This is a genomic window from Paenibacillus sp. 2TAF8, from assembly GCF_052114825.1.
GTDB lineage: Bacteria > Bacillota > Bacilli > Paenibacillales > Paenibacillaceae > Paenibacillus.
This window is the reverse complement of record NZ_JBFRFN010000015.1, coordinates 11,750-36,427: the sequence shown is the minus strand read 5'-3', so window position 1 is coordinate 36,427 and position 24,678 is coordinate 11,750. Positions and strand designations below refer to the sequence as shown.

6 protein-coding genes are annotated in these 24,678 nt (G+C 47.1%); all 6 read right to left on the bottom strand.

Translation table 11 applies throughout. The annotated features are described in order from the left end of the window. Nucleotides 1-16: 16 nt before the first annotated feature. From AB4Z30_RS20605 to AB4Z30_RS20580, 6 genes are read right to left on the bottom strand one after another with little or no spacing between them, the layout of a single operon-like run. Nucleotides 17-1,339: an aspartate aminotransferase family protein gene (locus tag AB4Z30_RS20605; protein ID WP_441929345.1), complete on the bottom strand. Its 1,323-nt coding sequence runs from the start codon at nt 1,337-1,339 to the stop codon at nt 17-19. After that, nucleotides 1,339-2,316, bottom strand: a complete 978-nt coding sequence (locus AB4Z30_RS20600) for an ACP S-malonyltransferase (protein ID WP_441929344.1) — start codon at nt 2,314-2,316, stop codon at nt 1,339-1,341. Before AB4Z30_RS20600 ends, AB4Z30_RS20605 begins: the two co-directional genes overlap by 1 nt. Further along, nucleotides 2,313-3,470, bottom strand: coding sequence for an acyl-CoA dehydrogenase family protein (locus AB4Z30_RS20595; RefSeq protein ID WP_441929343.1), 1,158 nt, complete (start codon nt 3,468-3,470; stop codon nt 2,313-2,315). The genes AB4Z30_RS20600 and AB4Z30_RS20595 overlap by 4 nt, the downstream gene beginning before the upstream one ends. Continuing rightward, nucleotides 3,467-3,724, bottom strand: coding sequence for an acyl carrier protein (locus AB4Z30_RS20590; protein WP_090914993.1), 258 nt, complete (start codon nt 3,722-3,724; stop codon nt 3,467-3,469). The genes AB4Z30_RS20595 and AB4Z30_RS20590 overlap by 4 nt, the downstream gene beginning before the upstream one ends. Further along, the gene (locus AB4Z30_RS20585) at nt 3,721-7,860 is read right to left on the bottom strand and encodes a beta-ketoacyl synthase N-terminal-like domain-containing protein (RefSeq protein ID WP_441929342.1); all 4,140 of its coding nucleotides are present in this window, start codon (nt 7,858-7,860) and stop codon (nt 3,721-3,723) included. The genes AB4Z30_RS20590 and AB4Z30_RS20585 overlap by 4 nt, the downstream gene beginning before the upstream one ends. Next, complete coding sequence (locus AB4Z30_RS20580; RefSeq protein ID WP_441929435.1) at nt 7,850-24,616, bottom strand: amino acid adenylation domain-containing protein; 16,767 nt, start codon at nt 24,614-24,616, stop codon at nt 7,850-7,852. Before AB4Z30_RS20580 ends, AB4Z30_RS20585 begins: the two co-directional genes overlap by 11 nt. Nucleotides 24,617-24,678: the final 62 nt, after the last annotated feature.

The following is a 24,678-nucleotide window of genomic DNA, read 5'->3' as shown; positions in this document are numbered from 1 at the left end:
TTGATCTGATCTGGTATTAGACAAGTTCATCATAGATCTCTTTCATCTCCGCAATAGCTGCAGGCACACGCTCACTGAACCAGGCTACATCCTTCATGTCCAGCATAATGTTGGGATACATGCGGGAGAGTGTGGATACGAGAATGCCGTGCTCTGCGAGCTTGCCGTTCAACAAAATATCAAAGGACATCAATTCAAACGTATAATCAGCCGTACTGCTAAGCTCTTCGGTGCAGCAATGATAGGACGCGCAACCCGCCGGGCCTTGAACAACAAGTGGCAGCCCTGCCTTCGCCGCTTCCCTTGTGAGGATGTCATGAATCATCTCGGCGTGGTGATTCATACGGTTCATGGCTTCTCCCCCGTTTCGCCCCAACATTTGGAGCGTTGCTTTTACCGCAGCTGTGCCTAACGGATAACCATTAAATGTCCCTGCATGAATTACTTTTTTGTCCACCAGCAGCTTCATGATATCGGCTCTACCAACTAGAGCAGACACGGGAACACCGCCGCCAGCAATCGCTTTGCCCAGCGTAGTCAGGTCAGGCGTAACACCAAACATCTCCTGAGCCCCGCCAAGTCCCATACGAAACCCTGTAATAATCTCATCAAAAATAAGTACAACCTGATGATGATCACATAGTTGTCTCACCCTTTGCAGATAACCTGGAGCTGGCATGACTCCGCCTCCGTTTACACAAACCGGCTCCATGATTACTGCTGCAATGTCATCACCATGTTCAACAAACAATTCTTCTAAACGGACAGCATCATTCCAAGGCAGCAGATAGGATTGGGATTCCATGACATCCCTTGCCCTCCCCTGTGTTCCCTTCATATCACCAGGATAGTCCGAAGGTACAGGCAATCCTGTCCGGGGCGTTTTACCGCCCATAATGTTATCTGAATTGCCATGATAATGACCTTCAAATCGAACAAAACGATTTTTGCCTGTCCAGGCGCGGGCAAGGCGTAGGGCATTTTGCACAATCTCCGTACCCGACAATCCAAAGCGGATCATCTCAGCTGAAGGCACATATTGGTGAATTAATTCCAATGCCTCAGCATCCAGATCACAATGGCTTACTGACAGAACACGATCAATCGTATCCTTCAGGCACTCGTTGTACTCCTCGTTGCCATGACCTACAATGAGTGCACCAAAGCGGGCATAAAGATCCAGATACTCACGACCGTTCATGTCGGTTACCATGCTTCGGGAAGCATGGGTAAAGTGCAATGGCGTCTCTTCCCACGGAAGGTGGAAATTATAATGTACACCGCCAGGAAGGTGCTGTTTCACCCGCTGGTTATACTCCCTCATATGTGTGGTAATCATCACGCTTCGCCTCCCCGGTATGTTTGAATCTCTCCCTCATATACTGCCAGCAGCTTTGATTGATCCTGCGGATCATCCAGTGAATAGGCAGTGATCGAGTTGTCATACTCGGCAAGCATATTTTTTACACTCTGGCCTGGCCCGACATCCATCCAAATGGTTGCACCTATGCGTTGAACTTGTGCCAAAGCCTGAATCCAGTGAATCGGCTGCAACAGTTGAGCCGTCAGCAACCTTGGAATATCATCTGCTGCTCGGATGAATTCTCCATTTACTGTGGAACATATTGCAAATTCAGGCTGGGAGAAGGAAAGCTTGGATACCATCGCTTCCATCTCAGTCTGGATAAACTGCATCAGTTCGCTATGATATGGCGCATCTGCTTTCATAGGCATCATGCGGAAGGGAATAAATTCCCCTCCAGCTTGATCCACAAGATCATCCAGTAAACGCAAACCTCCCGCCTCACCTGCTACAACGAATTGGTTAGGTGAGTTATACCCTGAGATCGTCAAGTAATGAACCTCTCGAATATTGGCAACGATGTTTTCGAGTTCTGCTTGACCCATATCAACGACAATGCCTGCTCTGCCTTTCTGCTCCTGTATCGCACGATGCATCAAAGCGCCCCGTGAAGCTGCAAAGCGGACTGCATCTGCAAACTTTAATGCACCAGCAGCCACCAATGCAGAGATCTCTCCCAGGCTGTGACCAATCGCATAATCTGGATTAATTCTAGTCCGGCGAACGAAGGAATCAAACAACGCATAACTTGCTGTAAGTACAGCAGGCTGAGCATATTCGGATTGTGTCAGTTGCTCTAGTGAGCCGGCCAGAATCAAATCTCTGAGATCAAATCCAACAACCTCACTCGCTTCGGCAAAAATCAACCGGACTTCCGTTTCCCTGTCTAAGAGATCACTGCACATCCCGATATATTGGCTTCCTTGCCCTGGAAATAATGCGCAGATTGTCATAGTCCACCGCCACGCTTGTAGTAGGTTTTCAACCCGTAGTGCGAGATCATCTCCTGTTGCATCTGGGAGGAGCCTTCAATAATCTCCAGGATCTTAGCCTCCTTGTACAGTCTGGACACCGGGTACTCACTGCTGATTCCATTAGCTCCATGAACCTGAAGTGCATCGTTTGCCACTTCTACAGCAATTTTGGATGTGAAATACTTGGCAATGGTTGTTTCCATAATTGCCTGCGGATCCTTCGCTTCTCTGAGCTCGGCAGCTCGCAAGCATAATGCTCTGGCTGCATGCACTTTCGTTACGGCATCACCAATCATACCGCGGATCAGTTGGAAATGACTGAGCTTCTGGTCAAACTGCTTTCGTTTCCGAGAATAGGTCACCATGGAATCAAGAGCTTCCTGTGCTATGGCCAATCCTGCCCAGGCGATGCTATATCTTCCCTGATCAAGTGCACCACTTACGATGTACTCAAAACCTTCATGCATACGTCCAATGAGATGGCTTTTAGGTACACGAACCTCATGAAGATCAATTTCAGCAATTCCCGTCTCGCCGCCAACCATTACACCCTCGATAGCTTGCGTCTGAACACCTTCAAACTGCCGTTCGACCCAGAATGCTGTACTTCTTCCCTCTTGGGAGGCAACAATAATGAATACATCCGCTACGTCTCCAAACGTAATCCACTTTTTCTTTCCGTTCAGTACATAGCAGTCCGCTTCTTCCCGCCAAGTGGTCTTCACGTTCTTTGCATCCGATCCAACCTCAGGCTCAGTCAGGCCAAATGCTCCAATCCATTCCCCGCGGACTAACATAGGCAGCCAGGACGACTTTTGTTCAGATGAGCCGAAACGAACTATAGTTTCACTCACCAGTGAAGTATGTACCGTCAACAAGCTTCGAACCGCCGGAAGTGCTTTACCAAACACTTCAGTTAAAAGTCCATATGCTCTGGGGCCAAGGCCCATACCGCCATACTCATGTGGAATCGAGGCGGCTAAATAACCTTTTTCAGCCATGGCATGAATCAGTGACTTGGGAATGGATTGCTGCTCCTGAATTTGACGGGCATAAGGGCGAATCTCACGGGCAGCAAACAACTCGGCTTCATGGAGAATCTCCTGCTCTTGTTTTGAATCCAGTTCAATCATTCGACTGCCTCCCCTTGAAGAAGGGATTCATGGAGATACGAAGCGAATTCTGCAATCGTTTTGTATTCAAACAACGCAACAGGACTAATATCCACCTGTAGATGTTTACGTGTACGATTTATGATCTTGAGTGCTTGAACCGAAGAAACCCCTATTTTCAAAAAATTCGTTTCCTCATCAATTTCATCAGGTTCCTGTTTCAGTGCAGCAGCGATTTCGCCTTTAATAAACCCTTCAATCTCTTCTCTTGTCATATCAAAACCTCCGTTCCTTGATTCACATCTACCCAATGGGCATGTGGCTCGAATGGATGTGCTGGTAAATGTACGATCTGACCTGATCCATCCGGATGTAACTGCTCCCAATCCAGTGAAGCTCCTTGCACGTAGAGTTGCATTAGCAATAGGGCTAGTTGTTTTTCCACAACAAGTGATGTCGCTGCAGGCAGATGGATATAACTCTCTTTACCTGTGCTTCCCGCCGGTTTCATCGCTTTATCTGCAGCCAGCATTACAACAATGTCTGCATTCTGCATCGCGCAGCTCGTGTCCTGAATATCTCCAAATGTTATTTTTTTGCTCAGCAGGAATACCTGCTGATCCGAAGACGGGATAGAATCGTCCTGATCCTTCTGCTTAAACTGCGATAACATTGGTTCTCCGCCATCAATGCCACGAATCTCCTGGATGGAAGGTACAGCGCGCACTAGCGATTCAAGCAGATTCAACCAGTATTCCTGATCAGCCTGATCCAGCTTGTTTCCTCCCATAATGATGCTAACGCGGGCCGCTCGACTTCTTGTTTTGTAACCAAATTGCATCTCTTCCTGGCTCCAATCACCATTGCCACTTACGGTTACAGCAGCGCGGTGACGATAATGTTTTCTATACCTGTTCCGCGTAAAGCACAGATCTGTCAAGCGCAGATTAGGATGCTCTTGCACGTAGTGTTGGGTATCATGAATCAGCTTCTGCAACGCCTTCTCTGACTTGGCAGAGAAGGTTAACAATTGATCCCGTTCCGAGTCCTGTCCCCAAACTGCCGGTGCGTTCCACTCCTCCAGCACAATATGGGCATTCGTACCCCCAAGACCAAATGAACTAATGCCGGCTTTACGTGTCTTCCCTTCGGCTACCGTCCAGTCTTTATGATCATTAACGATATAAAAAGGAGACTGCTCCAGCCGAAGAGCTGGATTAGGATGATCCATATGTAGACTCGGAACGAGTTCCTTGTGCTGCATACTTAGTAAAACTTTTGCCAGACTGGCCCCACTGGATGCTGCAAATAAATGTCCAATATTCGTTTTGACCGAGCCTAGACCAATCGAAGTTCCTTCCCCGTATCCCTTCTCCTGAAACAGTCGGAGTAGAGCATTTACCTCGATGGGATCTCCTATTCTTGTTCCTGATCCGTGTGCCTCGATATATGAAATTTCTTTTGGATTCAGATTGGCATCGTTATATGCTGCACGTAGCACTTCATACTGCCCCTGAGGATTAGGTGCCATAATGCCTAACGAATACCCATCGTTATTCACCGCTGTGCCACGGATCAGGCCATAGATATGTTTATTCGTGCGAACTGCCTCTGTTAGCGGCTCCAGATATACAACTACTGCACCCTCACCAATAACAGAACCATCGGCTCCCTGATCAAATACCTTGGTATGTTGTGTAGAAGAGCATATTCCTGCATTACGCGACAACTGGTGCACATGAGGTGTTGCCAGAATGCTCGCTCCGCCTACGACTGCACCAGAGATTCGCTTGTCCTGAATCGCTGCTACCGCTTGCGTCAAGGCCACGAGAAAGGAAGAGCAGGCTGTATCGATGGCAAGCGCCGGACCCGTAAAATTGTATAAGTGTGAAATGGATGCTGCTGCGATATTGGACATGTTGCCAACCATCGCGTGCGAGTGCACCTCGAATTCCCTACTACGATTCATATAGTCCACAACAAGATCAAAGTAGGAGCTGGGGTTAATGCCAACATATACACCAACATCACGTTTCTCATCCTGATCCACGATCATGCCTGCATCCTCAAGTGCCTCATAAGCAACCTCTAGCAATTTGCGGTGCTGCGGGTCCATAAATGCAGCTTGTTCCGATCGAATCTCAAAAAATTCATGGTCAAAGGTGTCCGGGTGTTTTAATTCACCAATCCAATCATCCCAATCCGGACGCTTGGAACGAGTAGCCCGTTCCAGACTCACCCGATCCACACTGTCCAAACCTTGAACGAGATTGCCCCAGAATTCCTCTTGGGTATCTGCATCAGGCAGACGAAGGGACAACCCGGTTATTGCAATCGCTCGATGTACATTCAGCTGATTATCCGAGCGGATTTCCTTTTCGAGTGACTTCTTCTCTTGGGGAAGTTCCTGAAGATATTCCACCATCTCCTGTACGGTTCTGCCAAAAACGAGCACTTCCTGTCCAAGTTCACGCCCCATGTGTGCAGACAATTTATCAAGTAATTGGTAGGCAAGAATGGAGTTTCCCCCTAGAGCCAGAAACGGAGTGTTGACCGCAACCTTCTCCACAGGTGTTTGTAGAACTTCAGCCCAGGCGGCCCGTACCACTTGCTCCAAAGATACCGGATGAACAGTCTCCGCAATGGACTTCGGTTTGTTTTGAAGAAGCATGTCTTCAATAGCCTCGATATCTTTGTTAAATGTGCCACCCTCATACTCGTTTCTCAGCATGAAGCGCTGAACTTTGCCGCTGGTCGTTTTGGGGATGACCTTGATCGGAAGAACATGAGTGATCTCGATTCCCAGACCGGCTCTCATCCGATCTATTAAGTCCTGCCTTATTTCAAGAAACTGCGGCGTACTCGATTTATACTTCACAAATACAAGCAGTTCTTCCGTTTGAGAAATGCTATTGAAATGTCCCACGACAGTCAGATTGCCTCTTGGGATGCTGGAATTGTGATATAAAATCTCTTCGAGATCATGCGCGTAATGATTTTGTCCACGGATAAATACGATATCCTTGATTCGTCCGCTTACTACCAGGGAGCCTTCCGCCATAAAACCAAGATCCCCTGTCTTCAGCCATCCGTCCACAAATAACTCCCGATTCACTTCTGGCAGATTATAATAGCCGGAAGTTACCGATTCCCCGCGAATCTGGATTTCACCCACCGTGCGTTCATCTACCACTTCGCCCTGCTCATTGGCAATTCGAATCTGGATTCCCGTCATGGGATAACCTTCATGCACAAACTCAATCAGATCTGCCGGGTCATGAACGGCCGCATCAACCGGGACCGCCTTCCCCTGCTGCACAAGCACTTTACGGGATATTTGTTCGATACGAGGTTCCTCTCCCAGCCTCCAGGTACACACACCCACCGTTGCCTCAGCCATACCGTAAGCAGGGAACATCATATTCGTGCGGTAACCGCAGGAACTGAACTTTTGACCGAATCGCTCAATGACTTTGGTCGATATCGGCTCGGCACCGTTTAAGGCCATACGCAGCGAAGACAGATCGAGCGTCGCCAGTTTGGAATCCGGAATCTTTTGAACCATCCATTCAAAGCCAAAGTTTGTGCAGCAAAACCACTTTCCTTGATGTTCCGTAATTTTGCTCAGGAACAAGTACGGTGATCGCACAAAGGTATAAGGAGACATGACCATCATATTGGCAGCGCTTAGTACAGTTGTTAGATGTTGCCCAAACATTCCCATATCGTGCGTATGAGGTAGCCATGTGAACACGTTATCTCCTTCTTCAGCACCAAGGAACGTTTTGCATGCAATACTGTTCGATATAATATTGTGGTTTGTTAACTGTACCCCCTTAGGGATACCTGTACTTCCTGAAGAAAACTGCAGAAATACGACCTCTTCAGGAGCAGTCAGACTTATTTCAGCAAGTGTATGATTTGTCTGAAGCTTGCTTACGCTAATGCAGTTCAATCCCTCAAAAATTGGACTCTCAGCAAGCTGTTCGTATTTTTGGAAAAATGCTTCTTCAACGACTACAACAGGCCCTCCAAGAATTTCCCAGATTTTTGTAAACTTCTCCAGACCAGCTGACCCCGGCTCCCAGGAGGCTGGAGGACTGACCGGGGCGACAATAATGCCGCCCAGGATGCAAGCCCAAAATGTACGATAAAACTGCTGTGAATGATCAATCTCCAATATTACGACTTGTCCCTTGGCTAACCCGCTCTCAATCAGACCTTGGAGATACAAACGTCCCTGCTTCAGCAGTTCAGGATAGGATTCAAACTGTTCTTCGCCGGATGAACTGATATAAGTGATTCCTTTATCCGGATGTTTGTCAGCGATATACATAAGAAGTTCAGCAACTGTTGCATAGTGCTCCGGTACAATCAACTCCGGCCCTCGTTGTATGGATTTACTGGACATGCTGCACCTCCACTGCCTCATTATGAACTTGTACTTTGATATTCCCGTCACTGCCGATCTGCTTCTCCATCAGCTGCTTCAACTGCTCGATATCCAGTCCTGCATGACAACCCAGATGCACGTAAACACAATTTTCATCGTATCGGATGACCCATTCCATACACGCTAGACTCGGCTCGGAATCCGTCATATTTACCTGCTCCAGCTCTGGAATGGTTTCCTCACTGGAGATAAAGCCCTGAAAGTTGAACAAAATAAGCTTCCTTGGCTCCTGGCCTGTCTGTCTATAGGCTGCGGCCAACTGTTTTTGAACATTTGAGTATGGGGATATCATGACCGAATCATCTGTCAGTGCCATAAAATTAATGCTGTGCCGTTTCGTAAAATCCAGGTACTGCAACAAATCTTCCTGGGTAAAGTCAGCATGCACAAGAATCGGAATCAGATCGAGGAATTCGCCTACGTGATCGTAATAAGATTCCTGTCCGTACTCTCGGCCGTAATGCACCAGGGCAACGGGTAACTCATACGTATCCAGATAAGATGCAAGAATACCGGCAAAGGATTTAAAATAGGTCCACCAGACCTCATCAAGCTTTTGACCTGTGATGTCTGTACGCGATATTTCGACAGTCAGCGTTGAAGGCGATGAATGGCCTGCTGTTATAAGCAATTGATCCATAACATTGCTATTAGCATGCTGCCAAGCCTGAATAGAATACTGCTCTTCCAGTTCATGCTCCGTGATGCCAACAGGCCCCCGAGACAACATGGTTACATAATCCTCGTATTTCAGTGTCTCCTCCAATGAACCACCTGTATCGATCATCCCGGGCTGCTGGTTACGGGCAATTGCAAACTCAAGTTGCTGCTTGATGATTTCGGCGCTCATGCCATCAAAGGCAAGGTGGTCAAAACTCCAGATCAGTTTGTGCTCCCTATCTCCTGTTCGCAGAATACACAGACGCCATGGCAATCCATCCAGTGTATACGATCTGTGTAATAGAGACTGAATCAGTTTGTGCTCCATTTGATCCAGCGTAGCAGGGGTATAATGACGAACATCGAGATAAGGAATGAGCTGTTGCAACATATCGGCTGCTTCAGACAAATCGCACTGGTGCCACTGTAACGTGTCCTCCTCATATATAATACTGTGCAGTAACTGATGACGGGCAATCACCCCGAGAATAAGTCTTTTCATAGTGAGTTCATTTAAATTGCCCTCCAATATGGTTGTAAAACCGCTTGCTCGTGCAGTTGTAGAAGCATGTGCTCTTTGAATTGGAGATAGTGGGAAGCAACCAATGACAGGCGTTCCCGCCATAAAACTTGAAACCTGATTACAATTATTCAAGACATGTAATACCAGGCTGTCCAATTGTTTCTCATGAAGTGTAATGTCTTGGGGATTGGCGATGGGAGACTGAATTTGCAGGCTTTCTTCCAATAAAAGCGTTGATGAGTCCATTCTTTTTAAGGAGCGTGCTAACGCCCTTGCTGTATTATATTGAAATAATTCGCTCACGCTGATGGAAATTCCTTCTTTTGACAAAACTTGCGTAAATGCGATAGCTTTAAGCGAATGTCCTCCGTTCTGAAAGAAATGATCAGTTACGCCAAAGTTAGGATTGTTCAGCACTTGCCTCATGGCAGCAAGGATGATTCGTTCCGTATCTGTCAGGGCAGAATCTTCACCGGTCGGTACTGACTGTTCTACTGTCATGTCAGACAAAGCCTTACGATCGACCTTACCATTAGCGTTGATTGGCAGATGATGCATTCGCCAGATCACTGTAGGTACCATATATTCGGGCAGTCGCTTGTGCAGCTCTGCTCGAACATCGTCAACCGTTCGTGAAATGTTGGATTCACATGTATAAAAAGCAGTGACATATAAACTTCCGGAAGCATCTGTGGCTGTCATTACAAAAGCATCACGAATTCCTGGAAGCCGCTCCAAACAATTGTGGATCTCCGATAACTCAATTCGGAATCCTCTGATTTTCACTTGAAAATCAGATCGTTCAATAAAGATCAAACGGCCATCATGTAGACGCTTGACGATATCGCCCGTCCGGTACATCCGTTCGCCTTTGCGGAAAGGATCAGCTATAAAATGTTTTGAGGTCAGCTCTTCCCGGTTCAAATATCCAATGCCGACTGCATCTCCGCTAATATATAATTCGCCTGGCACATTGGCAGGGACAGGATTCATATCCTCGTCCAGAACATATAGAGCTGTATTGGACAATGGATAACCTATAGGCAGAGAATCGATATATGGCTCTGTTTGCTCCAGCAAATAATACGAAGCAAAAAAGGTCGCTTCTGTCGGTCCGTAGCCATTTAACAATACGCCTGGTCCGACACATGCCATTGCTTTATTGGCGTGGCTCACGGATGCCGCTTCGCCCCCAAACATCACTCTGCGAACCTGTTTCAGGCATGCTGCATCCCAATCCACCAGCATATTAAATAAGGAGGTGGTAATGAAAAATACAGATATCTGCTGCTGACGAATTACTGCCGCCAGACGAGCCATATCAAGAATGATCTCTTTGGGAATGAGTACCAGGGTAGCCCCATTCATTAATGAAGCAAAAATATCAAAGATCGAACCGTCAAACGCGTAATTAGAAACCTGTAAAACCCGATCCTCAGGCACTACCGTCACAAAATTGCTTGTCTTCATGACTTTAATGACATTGCGGTGATTCATCACCGTGCCTTTTGGCGTTCCGGTTGAACCTGACGTATAGATGATATATGCCGGATCGACTGCAACAGTCTTTATCTGCTGGACTATAGGCTCTACAGACTCTCCTGAAACAAACGCCCCCAGTTCTACAGACGGAATCATGACACGTGGAACCACTGATTTCCATGCCGAGACATACGATTCTTCGGTCAAGAGTATAGAAGCATTGCAATCTTGTAAGATAAACTCAATGCGAGCCAGCGGTGATGCTGGATCAATTGGTACATATTTACAACCTGTTGTTAGTGTAGCAAGGATACTGATCATCTGGATCGGTCCGCGGTCCAAGATCAAAGCAATACTTGAGCCTGATGCCACTCCTTGTTCGAGTATGCGGGATGCAAGCTTCTGAACTTGTGCATACACATCAGCATAACTCCACTCCTCGTTCCCCCACACCAAGGCTGTCTTCTGTGGATATAATTGAACCTGTTCCTCAAATAATTCGGGAATCGTTGCTTCCCGCGGATAGTCCATGTGATTGTCGTTGACGCCGAACAACAGCCATTCATCCTCTTCAGGCACAGTAAGCTTGATCTGACGAACCTGCTCAACCTCCCCTGTGACCATCTGAGTTAAGACATACCGGAACTTGTCCATCATCATTTCCATGGATCGTGCATGGAACAATTCAGAACGATATTCCAATTCAATCGTATACTGTTGCTGATGTTCAACGACCGTCCAAGTCTGATCAAACTTGGCATCGAGCTTGCCGTCCATCCAGGGTTCAACTTGTAATGTCCCTGCTTCAAGCTCATCCGTACCCATATTAATGTAATTAAGAACAATATCGAAAAGCGGATTACGGCTCCCATCACCCATCAGGCCAAACTTCTCAACCAACGCTTCATATGGATATTGCTGATGTTCATAGCAGGATAACAGCTTGCTACGAACTTCGTTCAGATAAAGCTCAACAGGCTGATCCTTGTCTAATATAGTACGAATGGCGAGCATGTTTACAAACATACCCATGACGTGATTCAGTTCTGGCTTCTCTCTTCCGGCTACAGCTGTACCCACGACCAGATCATGTTGTCCCGTATATTTCGAGATCAACACATTTAAAGTTGCCATGAACAACATGTACGGAGTAAACCCCTGTTTTGCACAAAAATCATTAATCTGTTCACTTAACTGTTCTCCAAGCTCACTGCTAGTTCGGCTACCCTGGTTAGAAAGTTCTCCACGTCTCGGGTAATCTGTAAGCAATTCGATAGACGCAGGCACATCCTTGAATTCTTCAAGCCAAAACGCCTCATCTTCGGCAACATGTCCGTTTGATGTAGATTGATCAAGCCATTCAGCATAGTCCTTGTACTGAATCGATAATGGTTCTAAAGATTCTCCACTGTATAACCGGGCAAATTCTTGCATAAGAATCGCGATGGAACTCTGATCCGAAATGATATGATGCATGTCTATGAACAGAATATGTTCCTCGTCTGAAAGGCGGGCAAGCTTTACACGAACCAACGGTGCATGGGTCAGATCAAATGGCTGCAGCCATGTCAACAACTGCTGCTCTGGCTCTTCTTTTTCAAGCTCCAGCAACTCCACCACACTTGCAACCTGATCCTCAACGACTTGATACAGTTCACCATCCACCATCTCAAATCGAGTACGGAATGCCTCATGTCGCTGCACGAGAGCATCCATCACCGCTACAAATTGTGCGGGATCCAGCTCTCCTCGCAGCTTGTACGAACTTGCGAGATTGTACGCTGTGCTTTCGCCCTTCATCCATTCATGCACCACAAACATTCTTCGCTGCGCAGAAGTAGTCTTGTATCTGTCTTGTTGTGCAACAGGTAAAATGTGTTCTTCCGGTCCTGAATCCTTCATGCCAACATTCTGTTGTTGATCAATCCATGCGACCATGCGGCCAAGCTCTGAATGATCAAAAACATCTTCCAATCCCATAGAGATACCGAATGTTTCCTTAATTCGGGACGCCAGAGTGATCGCCTTTAAGGAATGCCCGCCAAGCTGGAAGAAATCATCTTCCGGGGTCACCGCTTCACACCCAAGCAACTCCTGCCAGAGTTGTGCCGTTGCGTTGAATATTTCATCTACATTTAACCGGGTTCCCGCCTTACCTTCTACCGCTTGTACAGATGAAGAAATCCCAGAAGCAACGGCCTGCGGCATACCCGTAAGCAGGTATAGCGGAACATCATGCTTATGAACAATTTTATCGAAAGAATAGGTTGGAAGAGATATCTTTTGCCCGGACCCCTGTCCGTTGATCTGCTCCCAATTCAGTTCAATGCCCATGCACCAGCAATATCCCAACGTTTTCATAAAATAAATATCGGCTTCAAGCGGACTGGAACGGTCCCCAGTAAGTGAGACAACTTGTGTATCTTTCAAAATAATGTCGTCTGCAAACTCCGCGTTCTGCAGTGGAGCTGCTGTAATACAAAGTGTGTTTTCCGCAGATTGCGAAAGACTTGTTGATGCTCCGAATGTATTCAATGCATCATACAAGGCGCCTTCATTGGTCGGCCAATCATCGCGGCTATATAACAGGCGTACTGCTTGAGCTGGCTCAAGCGTATGACTAATCACTTGTCCGACTAAATCTCCAACACCTTCTCCACATATCACATCCGGTTTGACACCTGACTCCATCACGGTTGTGAAAAGAGCATACTGGACTGCAAAACAAACCATACCTTCCAGACGTGAATCCTTAATCGGCCTGCCTATACTCTGACGAAGTGCATACTGCTCCTTGGATTCAAAAAGGTTCAGCACCTCTTCAAAGTGTTGTTTGAATCGTTCAGACACCTGACTACGATACCTGGAAGCATAAAGTTCCCGAATCGAGCGTAATTCCCAGAAAGCTTTCCCATGGATGTAAAACATCACTTTAGGCTTACCACGCTGTATCACACTCGCTTGTGCTTCATGCTCTTCCACCTGATCCTGTGAAGGGATATACCCATCTACAACGACAAGAGCTTTCCGGTGATTAAATCGGCTTCTACCCTCCTGCAGAGTCCAAGCAGCGTTCGACATTTGTTCCGGCATATTCTCAAGTGCTTGCAAAATCGAATGGTACGTACGATCCAAGGCGGATTCACTCTTGGCTGAGAATGGAAGCAAGTGTACCGGCTGATACAAGCTTGGATTCTCCTGTACAGGTGGCTGCTCCAAAATAACATGCGCATTCGTGCCACCAATTCCGAAGGAACTTACCGCCGCTCGTAGAACTTGCTCCTTACTTTTGAAGTACTGCGGCTCCTGGTTGATGTAAAAGGGACTGCGTTCCAGTTCCAGCATGGGATTGCTTCTTTCCATATACATCTGCGGTGGAACCGTCCGGTGATACAACGTCAGAACCGTTTTGATAAACCCGGCAACACCTGCTGCTGCATCAAGATGACCGATATTGGCCTTGACCGAACCGAGTGCACAATAATTACGTTTATCCGTTCCCCAAGACTGTCTAAGCGCTTCGATCTCGATGGGATCACCCAGTTTAGTGCCTGTCCCGTGTGCCTCCAAGTAATTAATTTCTTGCGGAGACACCCCCGAACGCTCCAGTGCCGTTTGAATCACCTTCACCTGTCCGGTAACACTGGGCGCGGTATATCCGATTTTATCCAATCCATCATTGTTAATCGCTGAGCCTTTGATCACAGCAAATACCTGATCCCCATCACGTAAAGCATCACGAAGCGGCTTGAGTACAACCATGCCACACCCGTTTCCAGAAACCGTACCTGAGGCCTGTTCGTCAAACGCTCTGCAATGCCCATCCTTGGAATAGATCATGCCTTCATGCCAGTGATACCCTTCTTTGAGCGGATAAGAGATCGATACTCCCCCAGCAAGAGCAACGTTACATTCTCCCCGGATCAGTGATTCTGCTGCCTGATGAATAGCGACGAGCGAGGTCGAGCATGCCGTCTGCACAGCCATACTTGGCCCTCTTAGATTCAACTTATGAGATATACGTGTCGTAATATAATCCTTCTCATTCAGCGTCATCGCCTCAAAAGCTTGCAACAGATCACCTGAACGACCCAGGAACTGTACCATCCAAGGCAAACTCAATCCGCTTCCGGCAAATAAACCGATGGAACCTGAGTACCGATATGGATCACAGCCCGCATGTTCAAGCGCTTCCCAGGAACACTGATGAAGCAGTCTAATCTGCGGATCCATCATATTGGACTCCTGATACGGGTATTCGAAAAATTCAGAATCAAAAAACTCGGTATCTTGCAAAACGCCTTTGGCCCGCACATATTCAGGATGTTTATACTCTTCAGGCCGCACCCCTGCTGCTGCCAATTCTTCTTCATTCAGTCGGGTAATGCCGTCCTTACCTGCCATTAGATTGTCCCAGAATTCCTCGATATTTTTTGATCCTGGAAAACGACCCGCCATACCTATAACAGCGATATCCGATGGGGCAGTGCTTCGGTTCCTGCTGTTTAAATCGRCATCTGTTTTGATGTTTATTGCCTGTTCTTGCTGCTTACTCTGCTCCGCTATCGAATCATCATGACCGCTATCCATAATAACTCTTTCTTGCGTTATGGAAGGATCAGGCGCACCCCCAACTTTTGCGGCGACTTCCCTAGCTATATGCTTTGGCGTTGTCTGAACAGACACATCCACAGAAGTTAACATCTGTTCAGACATCAGATGATCAACGAGCGAAGCAATGGAAGAGTGTTCAAATAACTGCACAAGCGGAATATTTTTCCCCAGATATGCGTTTAACCGGTTATTAATTAAGATCAGACCTAGCGAGTTACCGCCAATATCAAAAAAGTGCTCTTGTACTCCGACATGATCCCGGTTCAACATCTCTTTCCATGTTTCAATCAGCATCTGTTCCAGCTCTTTGCGAGCTTGCTCTCTCCCCATAGAGGAAGAGGAGCTCGAAGTCGCCAAAGATTCTGACTTCTGGATCACTTCAAAATCGGTCCATTGAAGGGCGTTCCGATCCAGTTTCCCATTCGGCAGCACCGGCAGCTTGTCCAGACGAATGATGCGGGAAGGCATCATATAATGTGGCAGCCTCTGTTTGAGCCAAGACCTAAGCAATGTGTCCTGTTCTTCCATATCTGCTGCACTTACGTCAGGCTTCAAGCTGTAGTAGAGCACCAGTTGCAACTGCTCTGGCTGGGTTCCTTCGACTTTCACGACAGCTTCTCTCAAACCTTCATAACTCATTGCCATTTGCTCGATCTCATTTAATTCGATCCGGTACCCTCTGATCTTCACTTGTTGATCCGAACGTCCTGCTAGTTCGACCTCCCCGTCCTGCAACACACGAGCCAGGTCACCTGTGCGGTACATACGTCCACCCAAAACCTTTGCATTGTCAATGAACTTGGCAGTCGTTTCGGCCATATTGTTCAGGTAACCTCGCGCCACCCCGCGACCCGCAATGCAGAGTTCCCCGTAATTTCCGGGAGGTAATAATTCACCCTGTTCATCCACAATATATAGCTCTGTATTAGCAATAGGTTTGCCAATCGTAATGAGCCCTGGTTCCTGCAACTCTTTGGTCGTTGACCAAATTGTCGTTTCGGTAGGGCCATACATATTAAAGACACGGGCGGACGAATGTTTTTTAATATCCGTAAGGAGTCCTGCCGGAACACTTTCTCCTCCGGTAAGCACACACCGAAGATGAGGCAACGCCTTCGCAAATTCCGAATTCTCAACAAAGGCTTTAATACGAGAAACCGTGCTGAGAATATGCGTAACGCCCTGTTGCTCTATTCTTCGTGCTGCAAGAACCGGATCAAGCTGCTCCAGCTCATCCGCCAGATATAAAGAGTACCCCGTACACAATGGAGCCCACACTTCAAATCCGAAAATATCAAAAGACACCGTTGTTACACTAATCATTCGGTCTCTTTCATATTCAAAAATGTTTCGGTGCCTGATGTCTTCCACAAAATTGACCATCGCTTCATGAGCAATCATCACCCCTTTAGGCCTTCCGGTAGATCCGGAGGTGAAGATGACAGAAGACAAGTCAGAAGACAGGACATCCACATTTGGATTAATAGCTGAACGCTTGTCAGCAAAATCAGGCTTATAAACGATGCGTTCTCCTTCAAAGGCCACGACATCTGCCTCATTAGCAGTGCATAGCAGCAACTTCATCTTGCTATCTTGCATCATGTCCAGAATCCGTTGTGGTGGAAATGCTGGATCTATAGGCAGGTAGGCTGCACCCGCTTTAAGTACTGCGATCAACATAATAATGAGGGATTCATTCCGGCCAGATAATATGCCAACAGGTTCATCTCTGCGTACCCCTCGATCAATTAGCTTCCAAGCCAACGCATTCGCTCGCTCATTAAGCTCAAGATAGGTAAGTTCCTTGCCCGAAGATACAATAAGTGCTGTCTTATCCGGTGTGCGCTCTGCCTGTAGTTCAAACAACCGATGCAAGCTCAGGGTGTGATCATAATGCAAAATGGGTCCCGCCAACCGATGAAGCTCAGCTCCAGAAGCATGTTGGATTCGTTCATAAAGTTTACCTAGAGGTGAATCCGGCTGCTGCACAACCTGCTCACATAGTTCAATGAAGTCCTGAATCATATGCTCTACCGTTTCACCCCGGAACAGGTCTAAAGCATATTCAATGTACCCTTCGATGACTTGCTGTTCCCTGTTCTCCTGACATGTCAGCAACAGGTCATAGGTTGAAACTCCAGTCTCCACAGGAATAGAACTGAATTGAAGTCCATGAAGTTCAAGATCATGCAACTCCATGTTCTGATAATCGAAACACACATCAAAGATGGCATTACGGTTTAGTTCCCGCTTAAGTCCAAGCTGCGTTACAAGCTCATTGAATGGATAATCCTGATGTGCAAAAGCATCGAGAGTATGCTGTTTCAACTCTTGTAAAAAAGCAGTAAACGCCCGATCTGATGCAGGATAATTCCGCATCGCAATCATATTGACAAACATGCCGACGGTTTCTTTCCATTCTTCCTGTAACCTACCCGCTACAGGTGTTCCTACTACGATATCCTGCTGACCTGTTCGACTGGCTAACAGAAGATTCCATACACTCAACATCACCATATACATCGAGACTTCCGCTGACGAAGCCAGCTTATGCAAACGCTCCGTTAACGAGTGACTTAACGTGAAATGCACACGTTCACCTTGCATCGATCGCTGCAATGGACGATCATGATCAAGCGAAAGCTGCAGTACAGGTGGTGTCGAACCTAGACGTTCCAGCCAGTATGTTTGATGTGGCTGATATGCCTGAGAGGTAAGACGCTGCTGTTGCCAGACCGCATAATCTTTGTAATGTAACCGGACCGTGCGTTCCTCCCCAAAATACAGTGCATTGAAGTCACGTGTAATCAACTCAACGGAAGTACCGTCCGCAATAATATGATGGATATCAAAGAACAACAGATGCTTACGCGCTCCTGTTCTAATCAGGTTCACCCGCATGAGTGGAGCCTCATGAAGCTCAAAAGGACGAATCAGCGTCTGAATCAAAGCAGAAATCTCATGTTCATCAGCTAAATACTGCTCTGTAAAGCTGAAATCTAAAGGAACGGATGCATGAACAATCTGCACCACTTGATCTCCGCGTATTGCAAACGTCGTTCGAAGCGCTTCATGACATTGCACCAGCTTTTCCAGTGCAGTCTCTACTCTGGCATGATCCAAGTCCCCTTCGATCAAGGTGGCCGACGGCAAATTATACGCCGTGCTGTTTGGATCAAGCATGGATTGAGTGAACATACGCATCTGCGCAGACGAGATCGGGTAAGCATCCATCATAGGCGCAGCCTCAATCACGTTCTGGAATTGTACTTGCGGCTCAACCATTGCAAAGAGATGTTCCGCCAGTTGGGCTGGTGTAGCATGGTTAAACACATCCGCAACCTCTGCCTGAATCCCGATGGAAGACCGGATCGATGCGGACAAACTGACTGCTTTGAGCGAGTCTCCGCCAACACCGAAGAAATTAACATGCTCTTCCAGATCGTTGATGCCAAAAATAGACTCATATGCCTCCAGAACAACCCGCTTCATGTCATCCAGGCTGCCCGCATAACTTCCCCCGCTGGAGCGTGGCATGTTGCTGTATTCCCCTCTCGACTGCTGCGGACGCTGACCAACACTCTTCCCTTCCACTGCTGAACCACTGGTTAGCGATTGACCAATCGGATAATGTTGCTTGTCGAATTGATATGTTGGCAGAGAGCATTTGCGGCGCACGTTCTGTCCCTTGAATACGTTCCACTTCGGCTCAATGCCCTCGCACCATAACTCGCCGATTCTGCGGGTGGTATACAGCACGTCCGGGTCTGTTTCTCTAACATGACGCAGCATATTTAGTACGCTTTGTGTTTCCTTAGACTGTGTGTGCTGCCTCACAAACGAGCTTAAAGTCCGTCCTGCCCCAACCTCAATAAATACAGCTTGTTCTTCTTTTAACATCTCGGCCAGATTCGCTTCAAACAACACCGGCTCCAAAATATGCTTTGCCCAGTAGGTTGGACACGTAATTTCATCTGGCAATGCCCATGTTCCGCTCGTATTCGAAAGTAATGGAATTTGCGGGCTATGAAGCGAATAAGCAGACAGACTGCGTTCAAATTCCACCGCTGCGTCCTTCATCATTGGCGTATGGAACGCATGAGAGGTTTTCACACGAACACATTTCCAGCCGAGTATTCCAGCCTTTTCTTCCATTCGATCAATCGCCTCTGCCGTCCCGCCAATGACGCTGGAACCTGTCGTATTGACCAGAGCCAGCCACATCTCTTCGTCCAATTGGGACTTCACCAGCTGTGAGTCTTCCATAATGGCAAGCATGACACCCGGCTGCTGCTGCTGCATCAAACGCCCGCGCAGTCTTACAACCCGCACAGCGTCTCGCAGATCGAATACACCCGCGACCACAGCCGCGGTCAGCTCCCCAATACTATGTCCGATCATGCCATCTGGCTGGATACCCAGTTCCATCAAGGATTGAGCCACAGCATAGCTGGTCATGAATAGCGCAAACTGACTGTACTCCGTCTGGTTAATTCGTTCTGGATGCTGGTCACCGTAGACAACAGACAGTATCTCTTCACGTTCTACTTCAGGGAGCAGATCCAGAATCTGCTGTACATGCTTCTTGAACAGAGGTGCAATACCTGATTGCTCTGTTGATCTGTACAATGCTGCACCCATGCCCTGATACTGACTGCCCTGCCCAGGGAACATAAAGTATATCGGGCGCCTCCCTCGCGGCGAATAAGAGATTTTAGCCTTTTCCAGCTGACGCGTGAATTGCTCGGGATCATCTTTCCAGCTTTTATCCAGAACCAGTGCTTTACGATATGCAAAACCTGTTCGGCCTGTCTGCAATGTCCATGCTGCATTTGAAACCGATAGCTCTGGATGCTGCACCAAATGCTCCATGATTTGTTCAGCGGTGCGGTTTAGTGAATACTCTGTTTTGGCTGAAAAAAGCAATACGTTGACATCATCATCCGGACTGCATTGGTCCATTTTTGGAGCCTCCTCCAATACCATGTGAGCATTTGTGCCTCCCACACCAAATGAATTAATCCCTGCACGCAGAACACCAGCTTCTCCTGGTTTCCAGTTCACCCCCTGCGAGTTGACCTTGAAGGGCGTGCTTGCAAAATCAATCTTTGGATTCGGCTGTTCATAATTGGCGGTACCCGGGATATATCCTTGATCAAGACTAAGTGCAACCTTAATCAAACCAACGACGCCAGCCGCTGTATCCATATGCCCCACGTTGCCTTTTACTGAGCCAAGATAACAAAACTGCTTTTTCTCAGAAGAAAAAGCACGTGTCAACGATTCAACTTCAATCGGATCACCCAGAAGTGTGCCTGTGCCATGCGCCTCAATGTAACTAACTGTTTCAGGATCAACTCCGGCTGCCTGATATGCATCCTGAATGACCTCCGCCTGACCGCTCACACTTGGTGCAAGGAAGCTGAGCTTCTCCTGTCCATCATTGTTAATGGCCGAACCTTTGATAACTCCATAAATATGATCTGTATCTCGCAAAGCATCCGTTAATCGCTTCAAGACCACGATCCCCATCCCGTTGGAGAACACCGTGCCACTCGCTGCTGCATCAAATGGGCGGCAATGACCGTCCGAGGAGAACATCATGCCATCCTCGTACACGTAGCCGCCTTCGTTCGGCAATTCCACGGTAATTCCACCAGCCACAGCCACATCACATTCTCCAACCATTAAGGACTGGCATGCCAGGTGTGGTGTTACCAATGAGGTTGAACATCCCGTAAGAGCTGTATAAGCAGGACCTCTGAGGTTCAACTTATATGCCATTCGTGTAGCTAAAAAATGATTCGTGCTGAGTGTAAATGCTTCATATTTACTGCTGTACCCTGCATCCCCAAACAACACTTGGCGATACCATTCAAAGTCATCCGATCCACCGAGGAACACACCAACTTTGCCTGCTTCATCAGGTCTGCACCCCGCGTCCTCAAGCGCTTCCCAAATCCCCTGATACATCAGTCTGAACTGGGGAGACATCATTTTGGCTTCACCAGGTGTGTAGTCAAAGAAGCCAGCGTCAAACTCTTCAATCCCATCAACCCGTCCTTTGGCCTTCACATAACGAGGAGAACGCAGCAATGCTTCGTCTACACCAAGTGTCCTCAGTTCCTCATCACTGTAAAAATGAATGCTCTCCTCCTGTGCCACCAAATTACGCCAGAATTCATGAATATCCTCTGCTCCGGGTACATTGACAGACATCCCTACAATGGCAATATCCTCACGCAGAATGCCGGCTTTCCGCCCAAAACGTTCTTCTCGCAAGACCGGTGTTTGGACTATTTCCTTCGCCTGACCCAATGCTGCGAACTGCCGCAGTGTAGGGCACTCAAAAAAGCGGGGCACCGGGAAGTCGATATCCGTGCGATGCTTCAATCGGTTATGGGCCTGAATAACGGAAAATGAATTGCCACCAAGTTCGAAGAAATGATCATCTCTTCCGACTCTCTCCACACCCAGCACTTCTGCCCACACGGCGGCTATCTTCCGCTCCAATTCCGTAGTAGGAGCAACATATGCCGTGCTTGAAGTGTGAATATGCGTGGTATCTGCGATTAGCGCATTGCGATCAATTTTCCCGCTACTATTAAGTGGGAACTCCGATTTATGTACAAAAACAGACGGAATCATATAGGCAGGTAAGGATAGGGATAGATGCTCCCTTAGATCAGCCACAGGCAATTCTTGTTCCGACAAATAGTAGGCATACAGTAAACCGGACCCTGTCTCGGATGATTTCATCACAACAACGGTTTGAATCACTCCCGGGTAGGATGAGAGGGTGTTTTCTATCTCCCCTGTCTCCAGTCTGGCTCCCTGAATTTTAACCTGAAAATCAATGCGTCCCAGGTATTCAATCGTTCCGCTTGGCAGTGACCGAACCATATCCCCTGTACGGTACATCCATCTGAAATACTCAGGATCTTTCTCTTCAACAAAGAAAGGATTAAGAACGAATTTCTCCCTTGTCATTTGTTCCAGATTCAAATATCCTCGTGCAAGTCCCACGCCACTAAGGCATAGTTCCCCCGGAATACCCAAAGGCTGCAATTCATTCCGGCTTCCGATGACATACCATCTAGACTCGTTCAGTGGGGAACCAATAGGTATATTTCCGTGCCCCTCATATGCACTCAATGGATAATGGGAAACCCATATTGTACATTCCGTAGGACCGTAGACATTATCGAGGCTGGCCCGAATGTTCAGTTTGTTATATTTTTTAATAATATCGGGTGTAACAGCCTCTCCACCTACACATACCCATTTCAGGGAGTCCAATCCCGAGAGATCAGAGCGAAGTTCCATTGTTTCAAGAAATAGGCGAAATAAAGTCGGCACAAAGTTAATATGAGTTACCTGATGTTCAGCTACTGTAGTCAAGATCTGATCAGGGTTCTTCTCCTCGCCTGGCGGCAGAATACTTAATGCTCCCTCACCCATAAACCAACCAAACAATTCTGTACAGGATACATCGAAGGTATACGCTGTTTTTAACATATACACATCACTCGCTTGTACTGGAAAACGACGTTCCAGATCCAGCAGTGTATTCACAACGCTATGATTTTCAATCATGACCCCTTTGGGTTTGCCCGTTGATCCTGACGTGTACATAATGTAGGCGAGACTGTGAGGATTCAAAGGCTCTTCGGGATTGGAGCTGTCCCCGGTATAAACCGTCCCGTCCTCCGTGTAAATATAATGGGCAGTCAGAGAATTATCCTCTGCTTCCGGACGGATTGCGATGACTGTGGATATATTCGCATCGGATAAAATGTAGGCTTTTCTGGATACCGGATAGGAAGGATCTAGGGGAACAAAAGCACATCCAGCCTTCAGAACAGCGAGCAAGGCGATGACCAGATCGGAAGAACGTGGCATTTGTACGCCAACTGCCTCATTTTCGATCTTTTTCCGTGCGATGATCTGTTTTGCCAATTGATTAGCCTTTGCATTAACTTGTGCATAGGTTTGTTTTTCTTTTCCTTCCAGTAGAGCGACTCGTTCTGGGTGATTTGTTACTTTTGTATGAAAAACATCGATGATATGCTGCGGAGTGTAGGGAAAATATGAAGTTTGGTTAAATTGATGAAGCAATTGCTCATGCTCTTCCTGCATCAGCAGACTGTATTCACCAATGTTCTTCTCTGGTTCAGTTACCAGCTGTTGCATGAGGTATAAGAAGCGCCGACCCATTCGTTCAATGGAGTCTGCTTGAAACACATTCGGTTTATATTGCAGTTTCAGCTGTGTACCTTGAGGGGTGCCGTTCAATACAACCATCAGATCGCCTGGGAAAGTAACCTTATCCTGTTCCACAAGCTGGCTTCCTGACAGATCCTCCTCATATGAGTCATACACAAAGGATACATCGAATACCGAAGGTGAGCCTGGCTGTACCTGCAACATGCTGTCTCTGATAATCAGATTATTGGGATACCCAATGTGTTTATACGTATCGATCCAGGCGGTAGTAACTTGCTCAAGCAAAGATCCAAATTTGGTTTCGAGGTTAATCTGGAACCGCATGGGCAACATATGTACAAAACAGCCGATCGTTTCTTCCAATTCGAAACCCGGACGATGGGAAAACGGGGAAGCAAACGTGATATCCTCTTTACCCGCATACTTATTCAAGAGAATGCTGAATGCACCCATGAAAAACATAAATACAGTAACCTCATGTTCCTTGGACATCTGTGTAATATCCGCCATTAAAGCTTCGGGCATATCCAAACGCAATTCCTGTCCCACGCCGGTCTGAGAGCCGCCAGTCGGAAAGTCATGCTGCAGAGCCAGTGGTTCTGCACCATTCATTTTGGATAACCAGAACTCGCGCTCCCGGTTATACTTGTCCTCTTGTAACTTCATGTTCTCTGTTTCAATATAAGAGATAAAACCTTGATCCTGTTTTACCTCCAAAGGCAGATCCTGCAGGATGCAGGTGTAAAAATGGAGAAGTTTATTTTTGAACAGTTCAAGTGACATACCGTCACAGATTAAATGATGAATGCACATAGTAAGAACATGCTTGTCCTCATCCATACGTACAAGCTGGATTCGGAACAAAGGGCCTTGCTCTAACATGAAGGGAGCCTGAATACATTCTTCGATGAATGCCTCCAGTCGTTGTTCCTTCTTATCTTGATGTTCATTACTCAGATCCCGCAAAATCAATGAGTACTCCATGTCATCAAGGATGGATAAAACCGGTCTATCCTGTTGTATCTCAATATGTGTACGCAGCACGACTTGTTCATGCATAAGTAATTCAATGGAACGTCGAAAGGCTTCAAGTTGAAGCCTTTCCAATTGTATCGAAGCTGAGATGTTATAAGAAGAAGGATCATTCATTTGACAATCAAAATAGATTCCCTTTTGTGTCTCGGAGAGTTCCACGGTTTTACGTACCATCACGACCACACCTCATTCATTAATTGAAGTTCAAGCTGTGTTGTCATAAATCCAGTCCCTGT